The sequence below is a fragment of the Okeania sp. genome (assembly GCF_035285525.1).
Taxonomy (GTDB): domain Bacteria; phylum Cyanobacteriota; class Cyanobacteriia; order Cyanobacteriales; family Microcoleaceae; genus Trichodesmium.
Genome location: NZ_JAYKGW010000039.1, coordinates 1 through 26,501, shown reverse-complemented (window position 1 = coordinate 26,501; position 26,501 = coordinate 1). Strand labels below are relative to the sequence as shown.

The 26,501-nt window shown below is 34.9% G+C and carries 22 protein-coding genes and 1 pseudogene; 8 read left to right on the top strand and 15 right to left on the bottom strand.

Features of this window, described 5'->3' with window-relative positions:
- Nucleotides 1-327 precede the first annotated feature (327 nt).
- The 4 genes from VKJ25_RS04165 (at nt 328) to VKJ25_RS04150 (ending at nt 4,127) form a co-directional block, all read left to right on the top strand.
- Nucleotides 328-2,280: an FAD-dependent oxidoreductase gene (locus VKJ25_RS04165; RefSeq protein WP_324235364.1), complete on the top strand. Its 1,953-nt coding sequence runs from the start codon at nt 328-330 to the stop codon at nt 2,278-2,280.
- Between the two features lie 87 nt (nt 2,281-2,367).
- Nucleotides 2,368-2,724 carry a XisH family protein gene (locus VKJ25_RS04160; protein ID WP_324235363.1) on the top strand — a complete coding sequence of 119 codons (357 nt, stop codon included), beginning with the start codon at nt 2,368-2,370 and terminating at the stop codon, nt 2,722-2,724.
- Nucleotides 2,725-2,774: 50 nt separating this feature from the next.
- Entirely contained in the window at nt 2,775-3,110 is a 336-nt protein-coding gene (locus VKJ25_RS04155) for a XisI protein (RefSeq protein ID WP_324235362.1), read from the top strand.
- A gap of 171 nt (nt 3,111-3,281) precedes the next feature.
- Nucleotides 3,282-4,127, top strand: coding sequence for a Uma2 family endonuclease (locus tag VKJ25_RS04150; protein ID WP_324235361.1), 846 nt, complete (start codon nt 3,282-3,284; stop codon nt 4,125-4,127).
- Between the two features lie 284 nt (nt 4,128-4,411).
- Here the strand turns inward: VKJ25_RS04150 and VKJ25_RS04145 are convergent, their stop codons facing one another.
- The 8 genes and pseudogenes from VKJ25_RS04145 to VKJ25_RS04100 form a co-directional block, all read right to left on the bottom strand.
- A complete protein-coding gene (locus VKJ25_RS04145; RefSeq protein ID WP_324235360.1) occupies nt 4,412-5,122 on the bottom strand; it encodes a CHAT domain-containing protein in 711 nt (236 codons plus the stop codon).
- Entirely contained in the window at nt 5,103-5,828 is a 726-nt protein-coding gene (locus tag VKJ25_RS04140; RefSeq protein WP_324235359.1) for a hypothetical protein, read from the bottom strand. The genes VKJ25_RS04145 and VKJ25_RS04140 overlap by 20 nt, the downstream gene beginning before the upstream one ends.
- 165 nt (nt 5,829-5,993) lie before the next feature.
- Nucleotides 5,994-6,788 (bottom strand): annotated as a pseudogene (locus VKJ25_RS04130) (tetratricopeptide repeat protein); the annotation flags it as partial.
- Nucleotides 6,784-7,008, bottom strand: coding sequence for a hypothetical protein (locus VKJ25_RS04120; protein ID WP_324235357.1), 225 nt, complete (start codon nt 7,006-7,008; stop codon nt 6,784-6,786). The pseudogene VKJ25_RS04130 and the gene VKJ25_RS04120, both read right to left, overlap by 5 nt.
- Before the next feature lie 255 nt (nt 7,009-7,263).
- Nucleotides 7,264-7,605: a XisI protein gene (locus VKJ25_RS04115; protein WP_324235356.1), complete on the bottom strand. Its 342-nt coding sequence runs from the start codon at nt 7,603-7,605 to the stop codon at nt 7,264-7,266.
- A complete protein-coding gene (locus VKJ25_RS04110) occupies nt 7,593-8,009 on the bottom strand; it encodes a XisH family protein (protein WP_324235355.1) in 417 nt (138 codons plus the stop codon). The genes VKJ25_RS04115 and VKJ25_RS04110 overlap by 13 nt, the downstream gene beginning before the upstream one ends.
- 283 nt (nt 8,010-8,292) lie before the next feature.
- Complete coding sequence (locus VKJ25_RS04105) at nt 8,293-8,634, bottom strand: XisI protein (RefSeq protein ID WP_324235354.1); 342 nt, start codon at nt 8,632-8,634, stop codon at nt 8,293-8,295.
- On the bottom strand, nt 8,622-9,038 hold the full coding sequence (locus VKJ25_RS04100; protein ID WP_324235353.1) for a XisH family protein: 417 nt from the start codon (nt 9,036-9,038) through the stop codon (nt 8,622-8,624). Before VKJ25_RS04100 ends, VKJ25_RS04105 begins: the two co-directional genes overlap by 13 nt.
- A gap of 226 nt (nt 9,039-9,264) precedes the next feature.
- Between VKJ25_RS04100 and VKJ25_RS04095 the strand changes: the two genes are divergently transcribed.
- Nucleotides 9,265-9,450, top strand: coding sequence for a hypothetical protein (locus VKJ25_RS04095; RefSeq protein ID WP_324235352.1), 186 nt, complete (start codon nt 9,265-9,267; stop codon nt 9,448-9,450).
- 238 nt (nt 9,451-9,688) lie between these two features.
- Here the strand turns inward: VKJ25_RS04095 and VKJ25_RS04090 are convergent, their stop codons facing one another.
- From VKJ25_RS04090 to VKJ25_RS04075, 4 genes are all read right to left on the bottom strand, one after another.
- The gene (locus VKJ25_RS04090) at nt 9,689-9,934 is read right to left on the bottom strand and encodes a UPF0175 family protein (RefSeq protein ID WP_324235351.1); all 246 of its coding nucleotides are present in this window, start codon (nt 9,932-9,934) and stop codon (nt 9,689-9,691) included.
- Nucleotides 9,935-10,057: 123 nt separating this feature from the next.
- Nucleotides 10,058-10,351, bottom strand: coding sequence for a type II toxin-antitoxin system RelE/ParE family toxin (locus VKJ25_RS04085; RefSeq protein ID WP_324235350.1), 294 nt, complete (start codon nt 10,349-10,351; stop codon nt 10,058-10,060).
- On the bottom strand, nt 10,351-10,578 hold the full coding sequence (locus tag VKJ25_RS04080) for an addiction module protein (RefSeq protein ID WP_324235349.1): 228 nt from the start codon (nt 10,576-10,578) through the stop codon (nt 10,351-10,353). The genes VKJ25_RS04085 and VKJ25_RS04080 overlap by 1 nt, the downstream gene beginning before the upstream one ends.
- A 358-nt stretch (nt 10,579-10,936) precedes the next feature.
- Complete coding sequence (locus VKJ25_RS04075) at nt 10,937-11,521, bottom strand: hypothetical protein (RefSeq protein ID WP_324235348.1); 585 nt, start codon at nt 11,519-11,521, stop codon at nt 10,937-10,939.
- Between the two features lie 229 nt (nt 11,522-11,750).
- On the opposite strand from VKJ25_RS04075, the gene VKJ25_RS04070 reads away from it, so the two are divergent.
- Nucleotides 11,751-12,623: a hypothetical protein gene (locus VKJ25_RS04070; protein WP_324235347.1), complete on the top strand. Its 873-nt coding sequence runs from the start codon at nt 11,751-11,753 to the stop codon at nt 12,621-12,623.
- 730 nt (nt 12,624-13,353) lie between these two features.
- Here the strand turns inward: VKJ25_RS04070 and VKJ25_RS04065 are convergent.
- Nucleotides 13,354-18,780 (bottom strand): trifunctional serine/threonine-protein kinase/ATP-binding protein/sensor histidine kinase, encoded by a 5,427-nt coding sequence (locus VKJ25_RS04065; RefSeq protein WP_324235346.1) that lies wholly within the window; start codon nt 18,778-18,780, stop codon nt 13,354-13,356.
- A 1,445-nt stretch (nt 18,781-20,225) separates the two neighbouring features.
- On the opposite strand from VKJ25_RS04065, the gene VKJ25_RS04060 reads away from it, so the two are divergent.
- Both VKJ25_RS04060 and VKJ25_RS04055 read left to right on the top strand, forming a co-directional pair.
- Entirely contained in the window at nt 20,226-21,275 is a 1,050-nt protein-coding gene (locus VKJ25_RS04060; RefSeq protein WP_324235345.1) for an aromatic ring-hydroxylating dioxygenase subunit alpha, read from the top strand.
- 876 nt (nt 21,276-22,151) lie between these two features.
- Nucleotides 22,152-22,568 (top strand): hypothetical protein, encoded by a 417-nt coding sequence (locus tag VKJ25_RS04055; protein WP_324235344.1) that lies wholly within the window; start codon nt 22,152-22,154, stop codon nt 22,566-22,568.
- A 334-nt stretch (nt 22,569-22,902) separates the two neighbouring features.
- Here VKJ25_RS04055 and VKJ25_RS04050 read toward each other — a convergent pair whose 3' ends face one another.
- Nucleotides 22,903-25,284, bottom strand: a complete 2,382-nt coding sequence (locus tag VKJ25_RS04050) for a calcium-binding protein (RefSeq protein WP_324235343.1) — start codon at nt 25,282-25,284, stop codon at nt 22,903-22,905.
- 657 nt (nt 25,285-25,941) lie between these two features.
- On the bottom strand, nt 25,942-26,501 hold a 560-nt coding region (locus VKJ25_RS04045; protein WP_375340299.1), incomplete at its 5' end, for a calcium-binding protein.

Sequence of the window (26,501 nt, the reverse complement as noted above, 5' to 3'; positions counted from 1 at the left end):
TAATTAATTTCAAATTACTCATCACATTGACTAGCAAAATGTTAGCTATTTGTGTTGGGTTTCATTCTTCAACCCAACCTACATAATTCCATTTTTAATAATGAAGATTCAAAACAATATAATATTCTATCATTTTAATAAACTTATAACATCAACCTAAATTCTGAAGCCCCCCTTTCAAAGGGGGGTTTGGGGGGATTAACCAAAAAGTTGAGAAAACCTTAAACATTATATATTTTCATAGCCAAAAATTATTTACCCAACTACAATATAGCAGAGCTTTAATCAGCCAAATTAAAAATTCCCAAAGTAATCAAATTCTTACTGATGAATCAATCAACTAATCTCAACTCATTTCCATCAGTTTCACGACGAACAATTCTCAAATTATTAACTATTGGAGCTGCTACTAGCTTACTCGGTTATTCTCGATTTTATAAACCTAAACCAACAGTTTTTAATCAAAATAATCTAGATTTACCAAAATATTTAAACAAATCTAAAAGTGTAGTAGTAATTGGCGCTGGATTAGCAGGATTAGCTTGTGCTTATGAACTTAGTCAGCGAGGTTTTACGGTTACTTTATTAGAAAAATCTCCACAACTAGGAGGTAAAATTGCTAGTTGGTCTGTTGATGTGGAGGGAGAAAAATTTATGATGGAACATGGTTTTCATGGTTTTTTCCCTCAATATTATAATCTGAATAGTTTGGTAGAAGAACTAAATATTACCAATAATTTTCAATCTTTAGAATTTTATTCTTTGGTGTTTAAAGAAGGAAAATATCAACCAGAAATTTTTCGTCCTAACAGTTCTGCTTTTCCTTGGAATATAGTAGATTTAGGAATTTCTTCTCCTAATAGATTGAGATGGGGAATTAATTTAATTAAACCTAAACATTGGGAAGTTTTTCGAGCTATAGGTGGCTTTCAAGTAGAGAAAACTTATCAGCAACTTGACAATTTATCTGTAGCGGAATGGGTGGAAAAAGATTTCCCTCAAGGATTGTACGATTTGTATTTTTTACCTTTTACTAAATCTAGTCTGAATGCTCCAGATAAATTGAGTGTTGCCGAATTAATGCAGTTTTTTCACTTCTATTTTTTTGGCAATCCAGAAGGTTTAGCTTTTAATGGTACAAGACAAGATATGGGTACCAGTTTAGTACAACCTATTGCTCAAGAAATTCAGAATCAAGGAGGTAAAATTTTCACTGATGTTGGGGTTAGTAACATTAATTGGCAAGACAATAAAATTAGTTCAATTAGTTATCAGTTAGGAGAAATAAAAAATTTAATTCCTTTTTGGGTAGAACGTAATTTGGAAATTAATAATCGGGAAGTTAAATATTTTGGTTCGAGCGATCGCCTCTTTGCTATTAAACCTAATTCTGATGAAAATGAAGCTATTTCTCTAACTTGTACTCATCAAGGTTGTACTGTGGAATTAGCGGAAGATGGCAAATTTTACTGTCCTTGTCACGGGGCAGTTTATGATAGAAATGGAAAAGTATTAGCAGGTCCGGCAAAACGAGATTTATCCCGTTATAAAATTACTGAAAATCAAGAAAATGAAGTTAAATTAGTTGGCATAATGGAAAATAACTCAGAAATTATTTCTACAGAAATTACAGCAGATTATTATGTTTTAGCTACAGATGTTCCCGGAGTTAAAAACTTATTTAATTTAATGGAAGGGGAAGTAAATCAAAATGTTAAATCTCAGATTCAAAAATTAGATATAGCTGACCCTTTTGCAGTCTGTCGTTTTTGGTTTGACCGAGATTTTGCATGGCAACATAGCAACTTTACTTCTCTATCTGGCTATGAATTAACTGATAGTATTACTCTCTATCATCGCATTCAAGAACAATTTATTGAATGGCATGAAAAAACCGGTGGTAGTGTAGTGGAATTACACGCTTATTGTTATAAAGAAAAACAATTTCCTACTCAAGAAAAATTACTGAAAACTTTTACAGAAGAATTATATGAAGTTGTACCGGAATTAAAAGATGCTAACTTGTTGCATAGAGAGTTAGTAAATCAGAAAAACTTTTCCGCTTATCCTCCAGGTAGTTATCAGGAACGTCCCGAAACTAATAGTGGTATTTCTAACTTAATGTTTGCTGGAGATTGGGTAAAAATGCCCTTTCCTTGTGGTTTAATGGAAAGAGCAGTTAGTAGTGGATTATTAGCAGCAAATGAAATTATTTCAAAAGAAGGTTTACAAAAGCGAAAATTATTATCAGTAAATCCAGAAGGGATTCTGAAAATTTGAGATATCGCTCTCTGTAGCACAGGCATCTTGCCTGTGAGTGACTATTGAGGTAAAATACAATCAAAATCAAGTTAATGTCCCTTAAATATGTCTGCTAGAGATGCTTTTCATACTGTTGTTAAAAATGCCCTAATCAAAGAAGGATGGCGCATTACTCACGATCCATATTCTATTAGATTTGGTGGTGTAAATATGTCAATAGATTTAGGTTCTCAAAAATTAATTGCTGCCGAAAATAGTCAACGAAAAATTGCGGTGGAAATTAAAAGTTTTTTGCCTCAATCATCAGCAAGATATGAGTTTCATACAGCCTTGGGACAATATATGATTTACCATAAAGCTCTGACAAAAAAGGCTCCAGAAAGAACTCTTTATCTTGCTATACCAACAGTAACATATAACACTTTTTTTCAATTAGAATTACCACGAATAATGATTGAATAAAATGATATTAAATTAATTATTTATGAAGTTGAAAAAGAGGAAATTGTCCAATGGAAAAATTAGAAAAATATCGTCATTGTATTCAAGAATGGTTATTAGATTACAGTCAAGATAAACCTGCTCATGGAGAAATAGAAGTTGCAACTATTTTCGATGTTGAAAGAAATCGTTATCTAATAGTTTATCTGGGTTGGGATGAGCAAACATGGATACATAGTTGTATCATTCATGTTGATATTAAAGATGAAAAAGTTTGGATTCAATGGAATGCAACCGAAAGGGATATTGCTGCTGAGTTAGTGGCGAATGGAGTAGATAAAAAGGATATTGTTATTGCTTTTCATACGCCATTTATGAGGAAATTTACTGAATATGCTGTTGGTTGAAAATACAACATTGACTTAATCAAAGAATAACAATATAATTAATTTTTAAGCATACCATTAGACAGGCAACGCCTACCCATAAAAATTAATTGATTAGGTTGGGTTTCCTTGACATTAACCCAGCCTACGAAGCTAAATATTTTGTCCTAAAGTAAATTAGGAAGTAAAATTATGATATCTAAAATCAAAACAGATGAAACAGAAGAAGTAACTACTCCTGGTATTAGTTATTATGTAATAGAATATGAAACTCCACCTGAACCCGATATTAGCGATTTAACCATAGAGGATGATACTCCCGTGGATAATTTTCAATCAGAAAAACAACAACGTCTCCTAACCAACTGTTTATATGATTCATGGTCTGGTGTAGATGGCAACAGTCAGTTTTTGGCAGGAGCGAATGTGGGAGTATTTTACTCTACAGAAAAACCAGCTTTAGTGCCTGATGTTTTTCTGAGTCTAGATGTGACAATACCCGATGACTGGGAGCATAAAAAAGACCGCAGCTATTATACTTGGAAATTTGGTAAAGCTCCAGATGTAGTCGTGGAAATAGTTTCTAACAAAGTGGGGAACGAGTTGGGTAGTAAACTTAAAAATTATGCCCGGATGGGAGCCTGGTATTATGTGGTTTTCGATCCCCTGAAAATGTTAGGAGACTCTCTGCTAGAAGTTTATGAGTTGAGAGCAAGCGGTTATCAGAAAATGACGGAAACTTGGTTAGAAAAAGTTCAGTTGGGGTTAACTTTATGGTCAGGAAAATTTGAAGGCAAGGAAGATGTTTGGTTACGTTGGTGCGATGCTGAGGGAAATGTGATTCCTACTGGTGCCGAGCGTGCGGAACAAGAAAAGCAAGAAAAGGAGTCTGCTTTACAACGTGCGGAACAGGAAAAGCAGGAAAAAGAGTCCGCTTTACAACGTGCGGAACAGGAAAAGCAAGAAAAGGAGTCCGCTTTACAGAAGTTGGCAGAGCTTGAGGCTAAGTTGCGGGATTTGGGTATTGAGCCAGATTAAATTAAAAGTAGTGAAAAGAAAAACCTAACCCCCCAACCCCCTTCCCTGCAAGGGAAGGGGGAGAGAACTCCCCTCTCCTTGCAGGAGAGGGGTTGGGGGAGAGGTCTTCGGTGGTTGCTTGCTCAAATACCCACAATTTTAGTAGTAGGTTGGGTTAAGCGACAGCGAACCCAACATATACCAATCATTGTTGGGTTTCCTACGTCAACCCAACCTACAAAGCTTAACTTCCTCCTGACTCTGTAGGGACGTTGCATGCAACGTCCCTACAACTCCTTCTTCCTTCAATTTCCTATCAAAATCAAAGGGGACCAATAAAACGGACTGACATACTCCCTAGCATAACTTAACTTCGCCTGACGTAATGCCTCCACCTTGGTCATTCCTTGTTGCAAATACTGATAAAATTTCACCATAATATCCTTGGTTGTCTCATCCTCGGCATTCCATAAACTGGCAATGACAGCATCCGCACCGGCACGCTCAAATAAATAGGCAACTCCGGCTATTTCTTCACCGTTAGAGTTAGCTTCCATGGCAGTTTGGCAAGCACTCAAAACGATTAAATCTGTATTTTCTAATCCTAAAAGTGCAGCATCTCTGATATTAAAAGTTTTATCGTTGGCAAACAAAATAGTACCTTCCTCTAAACCAACATCAGGGCAACCACCTTTTTGAAAGCAACCGTGGGTAGCGAGATGCACTAAGGAAAAACCGAGGGATTCGTTTTTAAAACGAGGGAGGGTTGCCTCTTCTCGAATGTAATGTTTGCTTGATAACATTTCGGCGATCGCTTTAGCCTCCTCTTCTGCACCAGGGAGATTTAATTTTGTGGGAGTCGGATTTCCAAATGCTAATACTTTCTGGCGTTTAGTGTTTTTTGATTCCGGTTTTTTGTTGCCAGAGATGCGAGTGAGGTAGTGGATGGGATATTTTTCCAGTAAATATTGGTCTGTTTGATTATCAAATAGGGTTTCAAAAGGAATATAACGCAATTTTCCGGTAGCGATGATGGCAAGTTGTTTGGGGGGGGTAAGCAGCTATTTCTGCTTCCATTGGGCGAATCAGATAGTCATAGAGTTTTTCTTGGTTAATGTCGTAGTCGTCGGCGTTGGGATTTTCTAGTTGCTGTCGATATTCTGTGAGGATGTCATTAAATTCTTTTTTATCTATAGGAAATTTTTTAACTAAGACAGGTTTATCTCTGGTGACAAAAAATATGGCGATGCTATCGGGAAATTCTGTATTACCAGTTAAAAGAGCAGGTTGAATAACAACAGTATCTGGTGGAATATTGGCTTTAAGTTTGTCGATGTCTTCTGGCTTGAACTCAAAAAGCTCGGCAACTTCTGGGCATTCTTTGCTAATGTTTTCTGCGAGTAGGCTGGTTTCTGCTTGTAACTGGTTAATTTGTTGGGAAAGTTGGGGAGTCCATTTATCTTCTATTTTGCTGTAGAAAAATTGTAATTGTTGATTGTTTTGTTGCCATTGGTTAATCAGTTTTTGAGCTTTTGGGTTTTTGACTTTGGCATCAATAAGGCGAGTGTAGTCAGCGAGGTCGAAAGTAGTAACTCGGTTATACCATTGCCAGGCAGCATCAGGTTTATTTTGCTCAATGAGAAAATCGACAAGAGCATTCGCTTTATAGTCATTATCTCCTAAAAAATATTTGCGGTCTTCTTTTTTTAACCCCGCACGCATTTTTAGGGTAATTTGTATTGACTTTTCCCAGTGGTGTATAGCTTTCTCTGGTTCGTTGTTATCTCGGTGAAGATAAGCAATATTATTGAAAGTAATAGCTTCTCCAGAGATATCGCCTACTTCTTGCCTGATATGTAAAGCTTGCTGGTAGTATTCTAATGCCTTTTGCGGTTCACCTATAACATGGTAAACTAAACCAATATTATTGAGAGTAGTAGCTTCCCCAGAGCGATCGCCTACTTCTTGTCTGATAAGTAAAGCTTGCTGCTAGTATTCTAATGCCTTTTGCGGTTCACCTATATTTTCGTAGACTCCACCAATATTATTGAGAGTAATAGCTTCTCCAAAGCGATCGCCTATTTCCCGACTGATTAGTAAGTCTTGCTCGTAATATTCTAACGCTTTTTGAGGTTCACCTATACGATGGTAAACTAGACCAATATTATTAAGAGCAGTAGAAATACCTGAGCGATCGCCTATTTCCCGATTTATTAGTAAGTCTTGCTCATAGTATTCTAATGCCTTTTGGAGTTGACCTATAGTGTGGTAAACTGCACCAATATTATTAAGAGTAGCAGCTTCTCTAGAGCGATCGCCTACTTCCTGCCAGATAGCTAAAGCTTGCTGGTAGTATTCTAATGCTTTTTGAGGTTCACTTATTTGGCGGTAAACTACACCAATGTTATTGAGCGTAACCGCTTCTTCGGAGCGATCGCCAATCTTCTGACTGATAAGTAAGTCTTCCTCGTAGTATTCTAATGCTTTTTGGGGTTCACCTGTTTGACGGTAAACTATACCAATATTATTAAGAGTGGTGGAAATACCTGAGAGATCGCCTACTTCCCGAAAAATTATCAAAGCTTTGTTATAAAAGTTTAATGCTTCTTGTGGTTGACCTATATGATCGTAGTTGACACCAAGACCAAGGTTAGCATCTGCCTCTTTTTTTCGGTCTTTAATTTTTCTGGCAATAACTAAAGCTTGTTGAAATGCTTCTATAGACTCCTGATATTGGTATTCCCTTCCTTTGCTGCGATGCTGTTTTTAGTAACTGCTCTAACTTTTCTGCCTCAGAGTCAGAAGTTTGGGCGTAACTCTCTTGTGGTAATAGTGGCAGTATTAGGGGAGTTATATTCAGAGTTGTGATTCCGATTAGAGAGGTAATAATAATTCGTTTCATAGTCTTATTTTCCTCAAATAAATAATTATAGTAATTCCCATACTTGTGAGAAATAGTATTATATCCCCCCTTGCCCACCTTTCAAAGGGGGGAGTTCTTCAAAGTCCCCCTTTCAAAGGGGGATTTAGGGGGATTCTCAAAGTCCCCCTTTCAAAGGGGGATTTAGGGGGATTCTCAAAGTCCCCCTTTCAAAGGGGGATTTAGGGGGATTCTCAAAGTCCCCCTTTCAAAGGGGGATTTAGGGGGATTCTCAATTTAAACAACAGCAAAATCAGTTAACTTACGAGATTCAGGATCGTGGAAAGCTAAAACAATATCTTCTTTCGATACATTTTGCCTTAATAACTCATTAGCCATTCCTTCTTCCGTCCAATCTTCCTCAATATAAATCTTTTCATTTTTAATCCGAATATAAACAGAAATAGCTTGAACTCGTCTATCATTTTTCCAGCCAATATTAAACCAAAGATATTGACTTCTTTCATCATCAAATATTAATACTTCATCTATATCAGGATCGGGAACTTGTGCCGATATTCTTTGATAATTAGTGAGAATTTGTTTGATGATATTTTGATAATTAATTAGCTTATCCATTTAATTATTTCCTCTTTTTGAATGTCAACGACTAATACTGAAACTTTATATTTTTCTATAATTAATTCAATTGCCATTTGTACAAAAAACTTTTCATAAATTTTGTGATTAACTGCCAAATAAACTTTAGAACTAGGATAAGTGATAGAAAGAAATGTTTGATAAATTAAATATTGCCCTAATGCTGTTTCAAATTCACGCATAGGAGAACGACTCAGGAAACTTTTAATTTCAATCACAATTTTACGCCCTTCTCGTGTTGCAGAAATTGTTTTTTCACCAGCTAAATCGGCAAATAATTTAACTTCTTTATATTTAATAGGATAAGGGTCAAAAGTAATTTTCCAACCATCTTTAGTTAAAGCATTTTTTACAGCTTGATGATAAGTATCTTTGGCTGGCATTATTTCCTTGTAATAACTTAGTATATCCGTTTTGGTAATAGTAGCAGTATTAGGGGAGTTGTAGTCAGGATTGTGATTCCGATTAGAGAGGTAATAATAATTCGTTTCATAGCCTTATTTTCCTCAAATAAATTACAGCAATCCCCATACTTGTGAGGTACAGTTTTATATCCCCCGTTGCCCCCCTTTCAAATGGGGGAGTTCTTCAAAGTCCCCCTTTCAAAGGGGGATTTAGGGGAAGTTCTTCAAAGTCCCCCTTTCAAAGGGGGATTTAGGGGGATTATCAAACAACAGCAAAATCAGTTAACTTACGAGATTCAGGATCGTGGAAAGCTAAAACAATATCTTCTTTCGATACATTTTCCCTTAATAACTCATTAGCCATTCCTGACTCCGTCCAATCTTCCTCAATATAAATCTTCTCATTTTTAATCCGAATATGAACTTGAATATTTCTGATTTTTTTCTTCCCTTCCCAACCCATAAACAGCCAAAAATATTGATCGTGTATCTCGTCAAAAACCAGACAACTTTCTCGGTCTAAATTTGCTGCCCCTAAAACCCATTCGTGATATTCTGTTAATATCTTTTTAATATAATTACGATATTTTTCTAATTTATCCATTTGATAATTTCCTCCTGTTCCATATCAACAATAATCAAAAGTAATTGATTTATTTTAGTAATATCTTGAATTGAATCTCGTTGAAAAAAGTTTTCGTAAACACTGTCTTTAATTGCTAGGTAAATTTGATACTCTGGTTGAGTAAGATTGATTAAATTTCGATATAAAATATATTGTCCTAAAGCCATTTCAAAATCTCTCATAGGTGAGGGACTTAAAAAGCTTTTAATTTCAACAACAATTTTTTCTCCTTTTCTTTGAGCAACAATAGGTTTTTCTACTGCTAAATCGGCAAATAATTCAGCATCTTTGTATTTGATTACATAAGGGTCTGCTAAAATTTTCCAACCATCTTTAATTAAAGCATTTTTGACAGCTTGATGATAAGTATCTTTGGCTGGCATTATTTCCTTGTAATAAGTGATTATAATAGTATACTAACACTAAATATTATTTCTTTTAACTTTGAATTTTTAATTCTAATTGTCTACTTCTAATGTTATTAGCTATTTAACCGCCAGAGCAAGTATCCCCCCCTGCCCCCCTTTGTAAGGGGGGAGTATTCAAAGTCCCCCTTTCAAAGGGGGATTTAGGGGGATTTTACACCATATAAATTAGCAAGAAAAAACTATGATGTTACCTGATGAAATTTTAGAAGAAATTTACCAAATTCGAGAAGAACACGCCAAAGCTTTTAACTACGATCCGGAATTAATATTAGCTGATTGTCTGGAGAGACAAAAGCAGTTCGAGAAAGAATGGAAAGGGAAAATCAAATTCATTAAAACTCCTTTGAAACGAAGAAAAGAAAATTAATAGTCCAGTAGGGTGCGTTAGCGATAGCGTAACGCACCGCCTAAACCGTAATGTTCCGATGCGTTATGCTTTCCTATCGGCGACATCCGAATGAACCATATTAAACCGACGTGTTTACTAGCAATCATTTGTATTGCTAAATATTCAATTTTGCTGATAAATATTTCGGTGCGTTACGCTTCGCTAACGCACCCTACTGACGGTAAGTTATTAATAGCTGAAGTATCGCTAACAACAATCATATTATTCCCATCTCCTGTAAGTTTTTAATATCTTTTTCCAAGTCTTTTACGTCATAATGAACTGGAATTTGCCGACTAGCTAATAAATGCTGAAAAGCAATTCTATTCATGTCAGCAAACCGACTAGCTTGACCTAAAGTTAGTTTTTCTTTTTGGAAAAGCATAACAGCTATTTCCAATTTCATCTCAGATTCGGTCATTCTAGTGGTACACAACATTTCATCAGAAATAATAATGCTCATAGCGATATTCAGTATTTTTTTTTAAGGTAATAGAAAGTCGGGAATAGAATATATTTCAAATCCCAACAATCTTTAATTATCGTAGTAAAGTAGGGTAAAAAAATATCAAAAATTTAGTAGTTTTTACTTAACCCTATCTTTCCAATATCCAGGTTTTCGACTGCAGTGCATAACTGCTAAAATCAGAATAAAATTATCTTCAATTGTGTATATAATACCATAAGGAAATTTCTGGATTAGACATCGACGAATATCTTGATCAATCGCAGGCCAACGAGTGGGATATTCAACTATTTTGAAAATAGTATTTTCCACAGCATTAATAAATTTTTGTGCAATTTCTACTCGACGCTCTGCATAAAATTCAACAGCTTCAGAATATTCTGTTAAAGCAGCAGGATGAAAAATATATTTCATTATTCTAAAATCCGCCTTACCTTAGCTAAAGCTTCTTCTCCAGGGATGGGTAAAATATCACCATTCTTAATTTCATCGCGACGTTTTTTAGCTTCATTTATCCAAGCAGTTTGAATTTTTTCATCTATATCAAACTCCAGACTTTCAATCAACTTTTCTACTAAAAGTGTCCTCTGGATATTCGGTAAAGATAAGGCTTCTTTAATTAGTTCTTCGACAGATAGCATAGTTATTATCCCAAAGATTATGAATATTAAAATTCTAGCAATTATAGTAGATAAATTGTGAAAAATTAACTATTAATTTCTGCAAATATCTATTAGATATCTCCAAAAATAAAAAATCCAATCAATTCTTATTTATAAATTATCAATTATTCCCCTACTGGGAGCAGGGCTAATTCTTTGTCGTCAGAGAATATTTCAACCCTATATTTTTTCAATTCCACACTCCCCCCTCTTCCTTGTCTTCCTTGTCTTCCTTCTCCTCCTTCTTTTTTTCTCTAGGGACAATAAATAGTCCCTGCCTCCTGGGAGGAGTTAGGAGTGGGTTAAGTGTTCCCTGTTCCCTCTTTTCTAGAAATATCTATTCTGTTCTTGATTGAGAAGTAGCAGTAATAATTAAAATTTGTTGATCTGGTTCAAACTTTACCTTGCTGACAATATAACGACTCTTATTAGAAGTATTTATACTACGGGGCAAACCTTCTCTCTCATCTACTCCAACCACAGCTTCAGGTTTAACATTTGCAACACCGTTTTCTGCATCTTCCCATTCCAAGCCATCCATTCGTAACTGAAAATTTCGGGGTTTATATTTCGTCTCTATTTCCAGTCCACGAAACTTAGTATACTTACTAGAAGCTGGCCACCAAATGTCTCCATTAAATTCAATCCAATCAATATTAGCGATCGCTTCTTGAGCAATCTTCTGACCTCTTTTAATAGTAATATTTTGAGAATTAATATCTGTTAGTTTACCCGATCTACTATCACCATCTTTTAGTACCACTGTTGCTTTAGTAGGGAAGGAAAAAGGAATAAGTTTTGTGGTTGATATAGCTTTAGTTTCTACTATAGGTTTGGAGTTAGCAATTACTTGTCTTCTATCTTGGATTCCTAAAGTTAGGCAGGCCATGAGGAAAATGATGGTAATTTTAGTTATCTTCATAGATTAGTACCCGATAGAAATATTAATTACTCCTAATATGTTTAATTACTATATTAGTGCAAAATTTTTAGAGTGTGTTAGACGGCTAAAATGTAGGCCCTTGTAGAACGAAGTGAAACCCAACACAAGCCTGATCATATTGTATTATTGTTGGGTTTCGTCCCTCAACCCAACCTACATTTATTAAATATTTTAGGGTGTAATTTTTAATTGTTAATTGCTAAAAAATATGTTGGGAAAAACTGCTGGTTTATTAAGTTTTTTAGGAATAGGTTTATATTTCACAGGTTGGATTTATCGTTGGGCTTATTTCAGTTATTTTCAACTAGAAGTAACCAGCCTAGATTTACCATTTGAATCATTTTTAATAGTACCAATACAAGTATTTTTCGGCAACTTATCCCGTGGAGATTTTTCAACTTTATTCCGTACTCTTTGGACTGCGATCGCTTCTTTTATCCTGCTTCCAATTATAATTCCAATTATTTTTAATCTGATTAAATTTTCAACTCAAAAACTAGATAAATTTATTAATAAATTGGGTTGGAAATTATTGGGATGGATTGGGAAAATTAAACGCCCTAAAATCACCCGTAATATTCAATCATTTTTTTATTTTGCAGAAATTAACTATCAAGATTATGACCAAGCTTTAATTAAAGAAATAGTCATAATTTTCTGGTTATTAATGACTCTATTTTTCCTTGGTAAAACTCAAGGAAATCTTGATGCTATTCAAGACGCTTACAACGAAACATCATCTTTACCAGTAGTAACTTTAATAACTCCAGAAAACCAACTTCCATTAGGCAGAAAAATTCGTGACTTAACAGACAATCCTAATATTAGCAATTTTCGTATAATCGGAGATATAGAATTATATAAAAAGTTATTAGAACGAGATTACAATAACAAAACTGACCCTGACTTTCCCCAAGTTATCTGGCGACTGCTATTTGATACAAATGGTCAATATTATATATTTCCCTCCCTCCCAAAAAACGCCCCGTCAAATGTTAGTCCTCCAGTGGTAGTTATTCAGCAGAGCGATGGTGGAGAATATACTATTATTCTTAGTCCTGAAGCAGCAGGGAATAATTAATAATTAATAATTAATAATTACAGTGGATTCCAAGTTTATGTTGTACAAATATTTTGCAGTTCAGCCTTCTAGGCTGTCATAGCTGTACCATACTAAGATAGAATCTGCTGTAATAATTACCTCTTATTAACAACACAAGTCATCTTTAGATAACTAGAGGTAGCTTGGCTAATTAATTAGACTTACAGCACTTTCGGAGTTAGTGAGGTACAAAATTTTTTTTGTTAAAAGCTGGAAGTCTGTTAGTAATGAGTGGTAACACAAGCATCTTGTTGGTTACAGCCTAGAAGGCTGTGTTACAGTGGATTTGGTAACACAAGCATCTTGTTGGTTACAGCCTAGAAGGCTGTGTTACAAAGATAGATATTAATCTTTCAAAATGTACCTTAACATCCTCAAAAGTGCTGTAATATTAGAGATTAATCATCAATTATTAATTATTAATTATAGCAATGCTAAATAGGTTGTAAGATTTTATCGTAGGGGTTTGGTCTCCAAACCCTTTAGCAATTTTGTTTTGAGACCAAACCCCTACACTTTTTTTCTCACAAATCATTTCATATATTAATTATCAATTATAGCAATGCTAAATAGGTTATAAGATTTGATTCAAGGGGGTTCTTTAAATATGTTAGCGCTAGGGTTTGGAGACCAAACCCCTACAGTTTTTTTCTCACAAATCATTTCTTATGGCTATATTAATGATTAATTATTAATTATTAATGATTAATTATCCATTATTATTTTTTGCTTTAACAGGAATTTCAATAATGAACTCTGAACCTTTTCCAAGTTCAGAAACACAACTCAAGTCACCTCCATGTTTTTCTACTACGATTGAATAACTAATTGATAATCCTAAACCTGTACCTACACCAACTGCTTTAGTAGTAAAAAATGGGTCAAATATTTTCGATAATGCTTCAGGACTAATACCACTACCATTGTCAGAAAATTTGATTTTTACTGTTTGTAAATCTGTGACTTCAGTAGAAATTATAATAGTTGGTTTATTGTCTACTTCTTTTTCTTTATCCCGCAGTTTTTCTAAAGCATCAATTGCATTATTCAACAAGTTCATAAATACTTGATTCATTTGAGAAGCATAACAAGCAACCTGTGGTAAATTACCATAATTTTTGACTATTTCAATTTCCCGTCTATCTGATTTTTCTTTAATACGGGTATGTAAAATTAGTAGGGTACTATCAATCCCTTCATGGATATTTATCTGTTTCATATCAGCTTCATCTAACCGGGAGAAGTTGCGCAGAGAAATCACAATATCTCTAATTCTTTCGGCTCCGGTTTTGATAGAAGTTAAAAGTTTTTGTAAGTCTTCGATGAGAAATTCTAAGTCTATATCTTCAATTTCATCTTGAATTTCATCTACAGGTTCGGGATAATTTTCTTGGTATAATTCAATCAAGTTTAGTAAGTCAGAAATATATTCATTGGCAGGAGAAAGATTGCCATAAATAAAGCCCACAGGATTATTAATTTCGTGAGCTACCCCGGCAACTAATTGTCCTAAACTTGACATTTTTTCACTTTGAATAAGTTGGGATTGAGTACGCTTCAGTTCGTGTAATGTTTGTTCCAGTCGAATATTTTTTTCGTTTAATTCTTGGGTTCTGTCTTGGATTTTTTGTTCGACTGAAGCATACAAAATTGCATTTTCTAAAGAAACTGCTGCTTGGGAGGATAAAAGTCTTAATATCTCCAAACGTTCTGGAGTAAATGCACCTGTAGTTAGGTTATTTTCTAGGTATAAAACTCCAATAAGTTTGCCTCCATTAATAATCGGAGTACATAAAACAGATTGAAGTTTAATTTTGGCAATATAAGGGTCGGTTGTGAAACGGTCTTCGGCAAAAGCATTACTTAATACGACGTCTTGGCGAGTTCGTTCTACATAATTAATTACTGTTAGTGGTAAATCTTCAGATTGATTAATTTCCGTCTTTTGCACTAGCACTTCTTGAGAATTTAAAGTAGCTTCAGCTTTATTAATTAATTTACCTTCTGTTGATAGTAGGAGTACCCCTTTTTCTGCACCAGCATTTTCGATGAGAATTTTCATCAATTTAGATAATAATTTATCTAAGACAATCTCACTAGAAATTGCTTGAGATGCTTTAATAACTGTGGCTAAATCTAAAGATTGACTATTACTGTTAGTATCATCGGAAATTGATGTATTGTGAGGGTAGATCATTGGTTTGTTAACTGTTAATATATTTTGTAGTTCTGGATATTGATTTTCTAGGTCTTTTAGTTTTCTATTTGCACCCCAATTTTGATAACTATAGTAAGCTTCTAGTAAATGCACTCTAGCATATTTAGGTTTATTTTGATTTAACCAATATTTTACGGCTAATTCATTACCTAATGCTTCATATTGAATAAATTCATTTTTACTGGCAGATTCTATAGCTTGATTATATAAGTCTATTGCTACTATTTTGTCTCCGCAAATACTGGCAATTTCTGCTGCTACTAATAAGTATTTATGTTCAAAGTTGTCGGCACAGTTATCTGCCCAAATTTTCATCTGTTGTTGATTTATTTCTACTTGTTGCCAATATTCTTTTTGCTTAATTTCAGAAACATTTGGGTAAAAAGCAATTAAAATTAGTGAATAATAAAAGTTAAATTCGGTAGTGGGTAAAGTACCTGTGATAAATCCGATATATTTTTTAGCTGAAAGAATACTATCTAATGCTACATCTAAGTTTCCATACAAATAGAAAAGATATGATTTATAAATCAGATATATGCACAAGGAATAAAAGTTTTGATGTTCTTGGCAACTACCTAAATATTCTGTTTCTTCAGCTATATTAATATGGAAATTAATTTGTTCGTCTTCTAGAGAGTAAGTCTCCTCACTTTCAGATTTTAATGACAGATTTTCTAGAAGATTTTTAATGCCAATTAAAGTATCTATGGAAAGTTGATTTTTAGTTTTTTGAGCAAATTGTAAATGGCGATAAATCTCTGTCAACATTTCTGGAATAGGTTGACCTTGAAATAATGAATTAAGAGATGTGTTATGTAAAAGATAACCCACATATTCTAAATCTCCTGATTCTAAAGCAGCTCCATATCCTTCTTGGTTAATTAAATTAGATTCTCTAATGTGCTTAAACCAAAAACTTAATGAATTAGCAAATCCAGCACAAGCTTTACATTTTAATCCGGAAATTCCTAATTTATCTGTTAGTTTTAAAGCTAATAAACCAAACTGATATGCGGAGTGATAATCTCCGAAATAACTATTAAGAATTATTCCATAATTAGTATAACAAAGACATGATTCGGCAATGGAACCATATTCTAGGGAAATATTAACGCCTTTGAGTATCATTAACGTCCATAGTTCCGGATTAGTTAAATAACAAGATGCCATCAAACTTGTTAATAATCCTAAAGCGATTTTAGATTGTGATGTCTGATTCTCTTTTTGATTAATTAAGTTAGCAATTTCTTGGTCGCCTAAATTTTCTTTAACTTTAACAAATTCCTGATTAATTGCTGTTTGTAAATCTGTTTCTGGCAATTCTATTTCTAGTAATCCTAGAGATTTTTTCCCAGCGACAATTGCTTTTTCATAATCACTGCGTAAAGTATATTGAATCACCAATAAATTATAAACTTCTATCTTTTCCAGAACAGATTGTGAATGATCTAATATTATTTTGATTAATGCTTCACTTTCTGAGAAATTACTGTTTAAATATTCTACTACTGCTGCTTCTTTATATACGGGAAAAGTTAAGTCATAATATTTATCCCAACAATTCTGATTTAATAGAGATATGCCTGCAGTAATATATTCTTTAGCAGCTACATAAGCTGTGGCATCTTTAGCTTTTTTACTAGCTTCTAAATTGAGTTTTGCTAATTCAATTTTTTCTGGTTCATCTGTAATTAAAGTTCTGCCTAAATTTAGATGATCTACTAAATCAAACACTCGTTCCCCACGATATTCTGGAGGAGTATTTTCTAACAATAAACGACCAATTTTCAGATGTACTGCTTGTTTTTCCGATTCATCTATAAAAGTGTAAGCTGCTTGTTGCACTCGGTCATGCAAAAATCTATAATTCAGAATTAAAAATGGATATAAATTCAATTCTACATTTTCAGCTTCTGTTTCCGAAGCAGGTAGAATTAATCCTTCCTGAATAGCAGGTAATAAATCTTGAAAAGTTCCATAAGATTCCTTTTCATAAATTAAAGAAAGAGTATTCAAATCAAATTGATTTCCGACACAAGCAACTAAACTAACAACCTTCTGAGTTAAAGTTGGTAATTTTTGTAACTTTCCAATCATTAACTCCACCACATTATCGGTAATATCAAGTGCGGTAATTTTCTCCATATCCCACTCCCACCGAATCCTTTCCAAATCAAATTTTAGCAAATTTTCCTGATAGAGAGTTTTCATAAATTCATTGACAAAAAAAGGATTTCCACCTGTTTTAGTTTCTACTAACTCTGCTAATTCTTGAACCGAGTTTTTATCACTATGTAATGTCTCGGCAATTAATTGAGTGATATGTTCAAACTTTAAAGGAGTTAAATTAATTTGATTTATTTGCCCATAATTAATATTCCCAGACTGAGACCAAATAGCATCTAAAGTCATCATTAAATGATGATTATAATTAACTTCATTATCTCGATATGCTCCAATTATAAATAAGTGCTTTGTTTCTTCATCCGTCATCATTAATTTAATTAACTTCAGTGTAGCAGAATCTGCCCATTGCAAGTCATCAAGAAAAATAACTAGAGGATGTTCTGGTTGACAAAATAATTCAATAAACTTTTGAAATATAATATTAAAACGATTTTGAGTTTCAGTTGCTCCTAATTCTTGAATTTTTGGTTGAGGTCCGACAATTAATTCTAATTCAGGAATTACATCAATAATAATTTGCCCGTTAGTACCAAAAGCTGCTAAAAGTTTATTTCTCCATTCATGCAATTTAGCTTCACTTTCACTTAAAATAATTCTAACTAATTCCGAGAATGCACTAACAATTGCTGAATAAGGAATATTGTGTTGAAATTGGTCGAATTTTCCCCAAATAAAATATCCACCTTGACGAATAATTGGTTGAGAAATTGTTTGTACTAAAACTGATTTACCTATCCCAGAATAACCAGTTACTAACATCATTTCTTTTTTACCATTACTCACACGGTCAAAAGCTCCCATTAGTGCTGAGATTTCTGATTGTCTCCCATACAACTTTGGTGGAATTTGAAACTTATCAGAAATATCTTGACTACCCAGAGGAAATTCTACTATTGTTGATGTTGTTTGAAGTTGATTTAAACATTCATCTAAATCAGAAATTAAACCCCAAGCACTTTGGTATCTTTCCCCTGGAGTTTTTGCTAATAACTTCAAGATAATATTGGATAATATTTTGGGAATTTCGGGATTGATTTCATGGGGAGGTTTCGGTTGTTTAGCAATATGAGCATGAACTAATTCCATCGCATCAGTATTCTTAAAAGGTAGTTCCTGAGTTAATAGTTCATAAAAAGTAGCACCCAAAGAATAAAAATCTGTACGATAGTCTATCGCAGAATTCATCCTACCAGTTTGTTCCGGAGATATATATGCTAAAGTACCTTCTAAAATATTAGAATTTTCTAGTTTATAGCGATCGCGAGTTAATAGAGAGGAAATACTAAAATCTATAATTTTTAATTCCCCAGTTGTCTGATTAAAAATTATATTAGATGGATTAATATCTTTATGAATAATATTAGAACTGTGAATTTCTCCTAAACTTTCAGCTACCTTAATAGCCAAATTTAAAAAGCCTAAAATAGTAAACTTTTCTAAGGCAATTAATGTTTTGAGAGATGTACCACCAATATCTTCTGTTACCATCACTAAAGTATTCTGATATTTTTCTAATCCATAAGCCTTACTTACTCCAGAAATATTTAAAGACTTGAGAATTTCATATTCTTTTTTGTATCGATTATTTCCTAATTCCCCAGAGGTATTTCTTTGGCTAAGTTTAAGTACAACAGGTAAATTATTTGGCTCTTGTTTCGCTCTATAAACTATAGAATTAGGACCTTCATAAATTTTGGCAATAATTTGATAACCTGGGATATTAATCATTGTTAAATTTTCCTATAAAAATACTAAATTAATTAGGGTTTGCTGATTTATCGGGAACCGTAAAAGTCTTTTTGTTAAGGATAGGAGTCAGAATCCAGCAATCCTGCAATCCAGAATAAGTAGGAATTATAGAGGAGATAGTAGTATGGAATCGTCCCTTGATTTTCTTTGCTGATCTCGCCTAAAATACCAACTTTTTGACTATGAAAAGATGAAAAACAGGTACTTTTTTCAGACATAAAAAGGCTAAAATCTTTATATATTAATCTTTTCATATTTCCATACGCAAGCCCTAATTATTAATAATTGCCTCTTATTATAAAAACGAGGATTGACTAAAAGGAATTTTTTTCTTTTCTTGGTAGATTGAATATGAGGAGGAAACCTCGCCATCTCTTGACCGCTTTTTCTCCATCAATGGAGAGGCTTTATACCTTAATTTTTCAGTAAGATTTGATGGTAATGGTTTGGTTTCCAAATCCCTTTTTGTCTGGGTTTGGAGACCAAACCCCTACAGTTTTTTCTCATATCATTTCTCTATAACAATGCGCTTAATAATTCTTACCCAGACCTTAATTTTTCAAGAACTGTTACCTTTTATTAAGCGCAACTTCATTGAGAAATGGTATCACCAATGATTGATTTCTTATGGTTATAACTTATAACTGATATGAGTTTTTTGGCTAAGGATTAAAATCCTTGGCTAATAGCTAAAGTTATTTTCCAGATAACTGTTGGTTTATATATTATCTTGTGCTTTTAGTCATCTTGAGATGACTTCTGTTGCTCGCTGTAGAAATTTATTTCTTGGCGGAGTTGGGGGATGACTTTAGCGCCAAGAACCGCCAAGGATTAAAATCCTTGACTAATAGCTAAAGTCATCTTTCAGATGACTAAGTTAATATTTTGCTGATAACTAACGCACCAGACCATATATATAGCGCTCAAAACTATAGCGCTATAGTTTTTTAAATCTATATCTAGTACCTTTCCCTAAGTCCTGACTAAGTTAATATTTTGCTGATAACTAAAAACTGATAACTGATAAAGGATTAAAATTCTTGGTTAATAGCTAAAGTCATATGGAAGATGACTAATAGGACTAACGCACCAGACCATATATATAGCGCTCAAAACTATAGCGCTATAGTTTTTTAACTCTATATGTAGTACCTTTGCCTAAGTCCTGACTAAGTTAAGTTTCGCTGATAACTAAAAACTGATCAGGCCAAGGATTAAAATTTTTGGTTAATAGCTAAAGTTATCTGGAAGATGACTAACAGGACTAACGCACCAGACCATATATATAGCGCTCAAAACTAGAGGGGTCTCGTTTTTTAACTCTATATCTAGTACCTTGGCCTAAGTCCTGACTAAGTTAAGTTTCGCTGATAACTAAAAACTGATAACTGATAACTGATAACTGATAGCTGATAACTGAATATATGTCTTCTCCTCAAACTACTTTCTACCATGATATCCGTAACTTGGGAATTAACCAAAACCATTGGTATGCTGTTGCTCGTAGCATAGAACTCAAATCTCAACCTTTAAACATTACCCTTTGGCAGCAACCTATCGTTCTTTACCGGGGTCTTAATGGAAAAGTCCACGCTCTCGAAGATCTTTGTCCTCATCGTTTCGTCAAACTTAGTTCTGGTCGTGCGATCGCTGATGAATTAGAATGTGCTTACCACGGATGGCGCTTTAAGTCAAGTGGAGAATGTTCTTATGTACCTTATTTAGCAAGTAATCAAAAATTACCTACTTGTCAAATTAAGACTTTTCCAGTTCAAGAATTAAACGGTTTGATCTGGGTGTTTCCTGGAGATAAATCATTAGCAGATTTAATTTCTCCCCTAGAAATTCCTGAGTGGGAAAATCTTAATTATATTGCCACAATTTCAGTAATAAAATGTCGTGCTCATTATTCTTATTTAATCGAAAATTTAATGGATATGCACCACGGACATTTGCATCAAAATTGGCAAGCTTGGGCAGCAGCAGAATTAATAGATTTATCTGCAAATGACGACCGAGTAGATGCTTTTTATAACGCTCAAAGCTATTATCAAATTGACAAAATTTGGTCAATATCTCAATTATTATTTCCCGCTTTACGACAACTTCATCCCGAACCATTAAATGTTAGTTATATCTATCCAAATTGGGTTTCAAATTTAGGAAAAGACTTTAAAATTTATTGCCTTTTATGCCCGATTAATAAAATAGAAACTCAAGGGTATCTAATCCATTTTACATCCCTTCATAGCTTCTCCCGTTTACATAAACTACCAGAATGGTTTAGACGATTTATTAAAAAAAGCTTATTTGGTTCAGCTCAAAAATTACTTGATGGTTTAGTAGAGCAAGATGTAGAGATGATAGAGCAAGAACAACAAGCTTATCTGAAAAATCCGCAGCAACGTAATTATGAGTTGAACAGCGCTCTAGTAAGTACACAAAACTTAATTAGAAAACAAGCCATGAAATGAATCATAAATATATGCTGAAAATAATTAGGTATTTGCTGAACAGCCGATAAGATATTCATAAGCTATAAAACTTATCTATGATAGGTAAGTTCTAACCATTTTAGAGTGCTGACAGCTCATAGCTGTTGGTGCAGCATTCCGCAGGAAATGCTTACAAAATAATTAACACTAGCTGGATCATAATTATCAAAAAGATTATTCAGTTTGTGCTAATTAGTAATAATTAAAGTTCCATCTAACTAGGGTTTGGGTATGGAAAATCTTTGTTGTGGAGGTAGGGAGTAGGGAGTAGGAAGTAGGAAATAGTTAAAAGTAAGGATTTAGGGGAGTTATAGAGGAAGTATTTGAAAGAATAGTTCCTTAATTTTTCTGTCCTAGTTAACGTCAGATGCTCAGATGTCTGAACCTGAGCCGCCTAAAAACTTGCACTTTTTCCGATCCTAAAAATACTGAAACCTTTATCTACAAATACTTTTAGATTTAATCAGCCAACCCTAAATCAGAAATCGGGTTTATTGCCCTAAAATTACTTTCAAAATAGGAAATTTCGTCGAGCAACCCGTTTTCTTTCTGTGTAAGTCTTATGACTGAAAAAGTTACTTTTCAGGGGCATCTATAGAACACATTTAGGATCTACTTTTTTATAATGGGGAGGTAGAGAATATTTTTAATCTTTTTCCTGCTTTTGTGTGTATTCCTTCTTACTACACAAGACTATATTCCTCAAAAATTTAATCCTGTTCAAAGATACCAAAGATGAAAAAAATAGATTTCAGTATTTCCAGCCTCTGACAAAAGCTATGAGGTATTGATAACTGATAACTGATAACTGAATAAACCCAATATCTCTCACATTATGGATGGAGCTATTTCAACATGGGTAATACCATTGGCATAGTGTTTGGGTTTTTAGGGGGAACAATTTTCGCCAGTGAAAGGGGATACAAAGTTTTACAACACCCTAACCCAAACCGAGAATATCAAAGACTTTCAGAAGCTAAATGGTTTTTAGCCTTAAGGTGGTGTGAAGAATTTCCAACTCCTGCTGGTATCCTTAACTTCCAGGGTCAATTTTCTTTTTATAATCAAGCAGCATTAAGAATCGGGGAACATAATTTTTTGCCTATTAAGCATAGGCAAGAAATTTTTAATCAATGTTTATCTCTGTCAATAGGTACGACGACAAATTACTCTATTTTTGTCGAGTCTACTACTTCTTTAATAACTTTAGAAATAATGGGAATTGAAATTGACCCCAGATATGGCAGAGTTGCTATTATACGTTATCTTTGACATACTCCCGACGTTGCGCTTAGGCAAAAACGCGGTATTCTTCAGTAATAGAGAATTTCAATGTAAGTGGAATGCGCAAAAAGCGATCGAGGTATGGCGAGGTCTCATGGGTCTGTCGCCGACGCGGGGTCGCACCGCTTCTGCCTTCTGTTATAATATACAGCAGATTCTACCACACTCACGCGGGCTGGAAAGCCCGCATTAGATAGGTTGAATTATTAATATCTGTACTTCTTATGGTTGGAATCTGCTGTAAAAGCGATCGCTCTCTAATAATGAGCGATCGCTTTGATAATCAATTTAACTTAGACTTGGAAAAAGAGGTTAATCTGAATTAAATAGTAACAAAATCACTAGAATTAATAGTTGTAGGAGAAATACCGTCCAAAAAGGCTAAATCTTCTGATGTTGCAGTCTCCTGTAGAAGAGTACCACCACCACTAGCAATTATACTTAAGTCACTGAAAGTCAGACCACCATCTAACAAGAAGTTGTCTGTTCCATCTTCATAACCAAAAATAGTATCAAAGCCATCACCAGCACGTAATACAAAACTGTCAGCACCGCTGCCACCAGTCAGTTCATCGTCACCAATACCACCGTCAAGAGTGTCATTACTGCCACCACCCAGCAAAGTATCGTTACCACTACCACCTATGAGGTTGTCTCGGCCACCATTACCTACCAAGCTATCGTTACTACTACCACCGTCAAGAGTATCATTACTGCCACCACCTAGCAAAGTATCGTTACCATTACCACCTATGAGGTTGTCTCGGCCACTATTACCTACTAAGCGATCGTTACCATTACCACCTAGGAGACTGTCTCGACCTTCACCACCAATGAGGGTATCATTTTCATCTTCACCTTGAAGAGTATCATTACCTTCATCACCTACCAAGCTATCGTCACCAGTACCACCAAACAATTGATCTGAACCACTGCCACCAGTGATGTCATCTTCTCCACCTAAACCTCTGATTGTGTCATCTTCATCAGTACCTGAGATAGTATCATTATCTCCAGTACCAATAATCTCATTAGAACCAGTAGGAAGATCAATTTCTGTAGCTTGGGTATTTAGTACAGTTGCTAAATCTTCTGATGTTGCAGCGACCCGGATAACAGCATCATTACCATCTTGAACTACAATCACGTCACTTTCAGTTAAACCATCTAACAAGAAATCATCTGTGTCTGGTTCAAAATTTTCGATCTGGTCATTGCCATCACCAGCACGCAATACGAAAATATCACGACCATCTCCACCGTCAAGAGTGTCGTTAGCAATACCACCGTCAAGAGTGTCGTTACCGTTACCACCTAGGAGAGTGTCTCGACCGTTACCACCTAGCAGACTATCTCGACCATCACCACCTTCAAGTAGATCGCGACCATTTCCACCATCAAGGGTGTCATCATCTTCATCACCGAACAAATCATCACTACCACTACCACCGATCAGTTCATCATTACCTTCGAGGCCACTGATTTGATCTGCTCCTCCGCGACCGTCAATACGATTATCCTGATTATTGCCCTCAATAGTATCATTGTTTCCAGTACCAATAATAGTATCTGGGGTTGGTGTAGGAGTAGGTGTAGAGTTGCCAGACTCAAAAGCACCAATATCAGCAGCACCATTAACAACGCGAGCGAAACCTGTTCCGCGTTGGTCATTAGTCAGACCAGAGCTGCTACCAGCATCAATAGCGGCGCTACCAGATTGTAAAGCATGGGTTTGAGTCAATCCACCGTTGTCAGCAAGAATATCTAGACCAGGGTTAGTGCTTCCTGTTGTGTCGCCTGTAGCATTAAATCTTGCAGAAGAGTTTCCTATGCCAATTAAGTTGTTGCCTCCACTTTGGATGGCGTTACTACCGCCAGTTAGGTCGTCAACATCACTGTTAACGTTACCAGCAATAATGCTAGAAGTGACAGTTGTAGTATTACTGCTTCCAAAAGCAGCTAAACCACTACCCTTACCTGCTGGTGCTTGGTTATTAGTAATTGTAGCATTGCTGATTGTGGCATCGGGACGTGTACCATCTTTAACATATACACCACCACCATCGCCATTGGCTGTGTTACCACTGATAGTGGAATTAGAAATATTTGTATTACCAACGATATAAACACCACCACCATCGGCAGTATCTCCACTTGCTAAGTTGTTATTGATAGTAGAGTTACTAATATTTACAGTACCAAATCCGAAGACACCACCACCATCATCACCTGCTGTATTATTGCTAATAGTAGTGTTGGCAATATCGGCGCTACCTAAGTCATTGACATAGATACCACCACCATCAGCTGCACTACCTGATGCTGTGTTGCCTGTAACTATGCTATTGCTGAGAGTCAGTGCTTCATTAGTGAATATACCACCGCCCTTTTTATTTTGGCCACGACCAGAAGCATTTCCACCTGTGATGATAACTCCATCAATGATAACATTCCGATCTCTGCTAGTGCCGTCATCAATGTTAAATACACGAGAGTTACCTTGTGCATCTATAGTGACTCGGTTGGTTTCATCCCCATCAATAGTAAGATTTTTATCAATTAATAGTTCACTATTGAGGTTAATAGTGCCACCACCTAGACTGTCGTTAAATTGAATGGTATCACCTGAACTAGCATCAGCGATCGCTTGTCTTAGAGAACCATTTCCACTGTCGTTAAGATTAGTAACAGTAATTATAGTCATAATTTGTTTGGTTTTAAAACTCACTTAATTTACTGTTCTATTAGACGTTGGTAGTTGGCTCCGATCAGGAAAAATTCAGATTAATTTTAGTGGGTTTTATAGCGCTACGCGCTAGGAAACAGGGAACAGGGAACAGTTGAATATTAAAAGGTTTTAAGATTTATAAATGTCCGCGTCCTTTGCTTGGACTGCTATAAGGGAACACTTAACAGGGAACAGTTGAATCTCAAAGGGTTTTAAGATTTATAAATGTCTGCGTCCTTTGCTTCGACTGCTATATCCGAATTTTATATTATATAGAATCTGGTTATATAGTATATGTTCATAATCAGGACTAAAGCCATGTGAACCTAGAAACCCGGTACGAGGGTAGATTATTACTGCTCAAAACAACGATTTGTCGTAGAAACCGGGTTTCGCATGCGTAAGTCCTAATAATTTTATCTACACTTCAATCTCCCCATCTCCCCATCTCCGACAACTATATAAGGAGTATTCAACCGGATTTTATATGAGGTAAACTTTGGGCAGGTAAGATGTTTACACTACAAAGACTTTATCTTTAATATTTGTACCTCATATATTTGCAATGTAATGTAATTAGCAGGACTAAAGCCAGGCGAACCCAGAAACCCGGTTTCTTTGCGTCAGTCCTGATTAAATAACAGTAAAATCATCATTTAGATCCACAGCAATAACTCCATTTACATTTTCTAATTCTGCTAAAATTTGGGAATTATCACCTGTGGTATTGTCCCCATCAGCATCATAAATTAGATAAGTATTGTCTCCTCCTTCATACAAGAATAAACCAGGACTTCCGGATAAAACATTATCAGAAATATTATCGACAGTTTGTACGTTAGTGACAATATTATCTAGAGATGGAAGAATTTCACTAGAAAATGCCAGAACATCTCCACCTTCTGCACCTAAGCCTTCAAAACCAGTAATGCGGTCAAATAAACCAGCACTAATAGCAGTACCAATAGAGGTAGCATCTGCATTAAAGCTTGTTCCACCACCATCTAAGGAATCGGTATAAACAAAGAAGTCATCACCACTACTATCAGATAGGGTATCTACTCCGAGACCACCAATAAAGGTATCATTGCCGTCACCACCATCTATAGAATCATTACCCTCACCACCTACTAAACTGTCATTATCATCATTTCCTGCCAAGGTGTCATCACCTGCTAAACCTGCAAGAGTAT

Bases quoted from the DNA above. Each gene is read 5' to 3' on its own strand.
- VKJ25_RS04165 (WP_324235364.1), top strand. From the start codon at position 328: ATGAATCAATCAACTAATCTCAACTCATTTCCATCAGTTTCACGACGA.
- VKJ25_RS04160 (WP_324235363.1), top strand. From the start codon at position 2,368: ATGTCTGCTAGAGATGCTTTTCATACTGTTGTTAAAAATGCCCTAATC.
- VKJ25_RS04155 (WP_324235362.1), top strand. From the start codon at position 2,775: ATGGAAAAATTAGAAAAATATCGTCATTGTATTCAAGAATGGTTATTA.
- VKJ25_RS04150 (WP_324235361.1), top strand. From the start codon at position 3,282: ATGATATCTAAAATCAAAACAGATGAAACAGAAGAAGTAACTACTCCT.
- VKJ25_RS04140 (WP_324235359.1), bottom strand. From the start codon at position 5,828: ATGCGTGCGGGGTTAAAAAAAGAAGACCGCAAATATTTTTTAGGAGAT.
- VKJ25_RS04120 (WP_324235357.1), bottom strand. From the start codon at position 7,008: ATGAAACGAATTATTATTACCTCTCTAATCGGAATCACAACTCTGAAT.
- VKJ25_RS04115 (WP_324235356.1), bottom strand. From the start codon at position 7,605: ATGGATAAGCTAATTAATTATCAAAATATCATCAAACAAATTCTCACT.
- VKJ25_RS04110 (WP_324235355.1), bottom strand. From the start codon at position 8,009: ATGCCAGCCAAAGATACTTATCATCAAGCTGTAAAAAATGCTTTAACT.
- VKJ25_RS04105 (WP_324235354.1), bottom strand. From the start codon at position 8,634: ATGGATAAATTAGAAAAATATCGTAATTATATTAAAAAGATATTAACA.
- VKJ25_RS04100 (WP_324235353.1), bottom strand. From the start codon at position 9,038: ATGCCAGCCAAAGATACTTATCATCAAGCTGTCAAAAATGCTTTAATT.
- VKJ25_RS04095 (WP_324235352.1), top strand. From the start codon at position 9,265: ATGATGTTACCTGATGAAATTTTAGAAGAAATTTACCAAATTCGAGAA.
- VKJ25_RS04090 (WP_324235351.1), bottom strand. From the start codon at position 9,934: ATGAGCATTATTATTTCTGATGAAATGTTGTGTACCACTAGAATGACC.
- VKJ25_RS04085 (WP_324235350.1), bottom strand. From the start codon at position 10,351: ATGAAATATATTTTTCATCCTGCTGCTTTAACAGAATATTCTGAAGCT.
- VKJ25_RS04080 (WP_324235349.1), bottom strand. From the start codon at position 10,578: ATGCTATCTGTCGAAGAACTAATTAAAGAAGCCTTATCTTTACCGAAT.
- VKJ25_RS04075 (WP_324235348.1), bottom strand. From the start codon at position 11,521: ATGAAGATAACTAAAATTACCATCATTTTCCTCATGGCCTGCCTAACT.
- VKJ25_RS04070 (WP_324235347.1), top strand. From the start codon at position 11,751: ATGTTGGGAAAAACTGCTGGTTTATTAAGTTTTTTAGGAATAGGTTTA.
- VKJ25_RS04065 (WP_324235346.1), bottom strand. From the start codon at position 18,780: ATGATTAATATCCCAGGTTATCAAATTATTGCCAAAATTTATGAAGGT.
- VKJ25_RS04060 (WP_324235345.1), top strand. From the start codon at position 20,226: ATGTCTTCTCCTCAAACTACTTTCTACCATGATATCCGTAACTTGGGA.
- VKJ25_RS04055 (WP_324235344.1), top strand. From the start codon at position 22,152: ATGGGTAATACCATTGGCATAGTGTTTGGGTTTTTAGGGGGAACAATT.
- VKJ25_RS04050 (WP_324235343.1), bottom strand. From the start codon at position 25,284: ATGACTATAATTACTGTTACTAATCTTAACGACAGTGGAAATGGTTCT.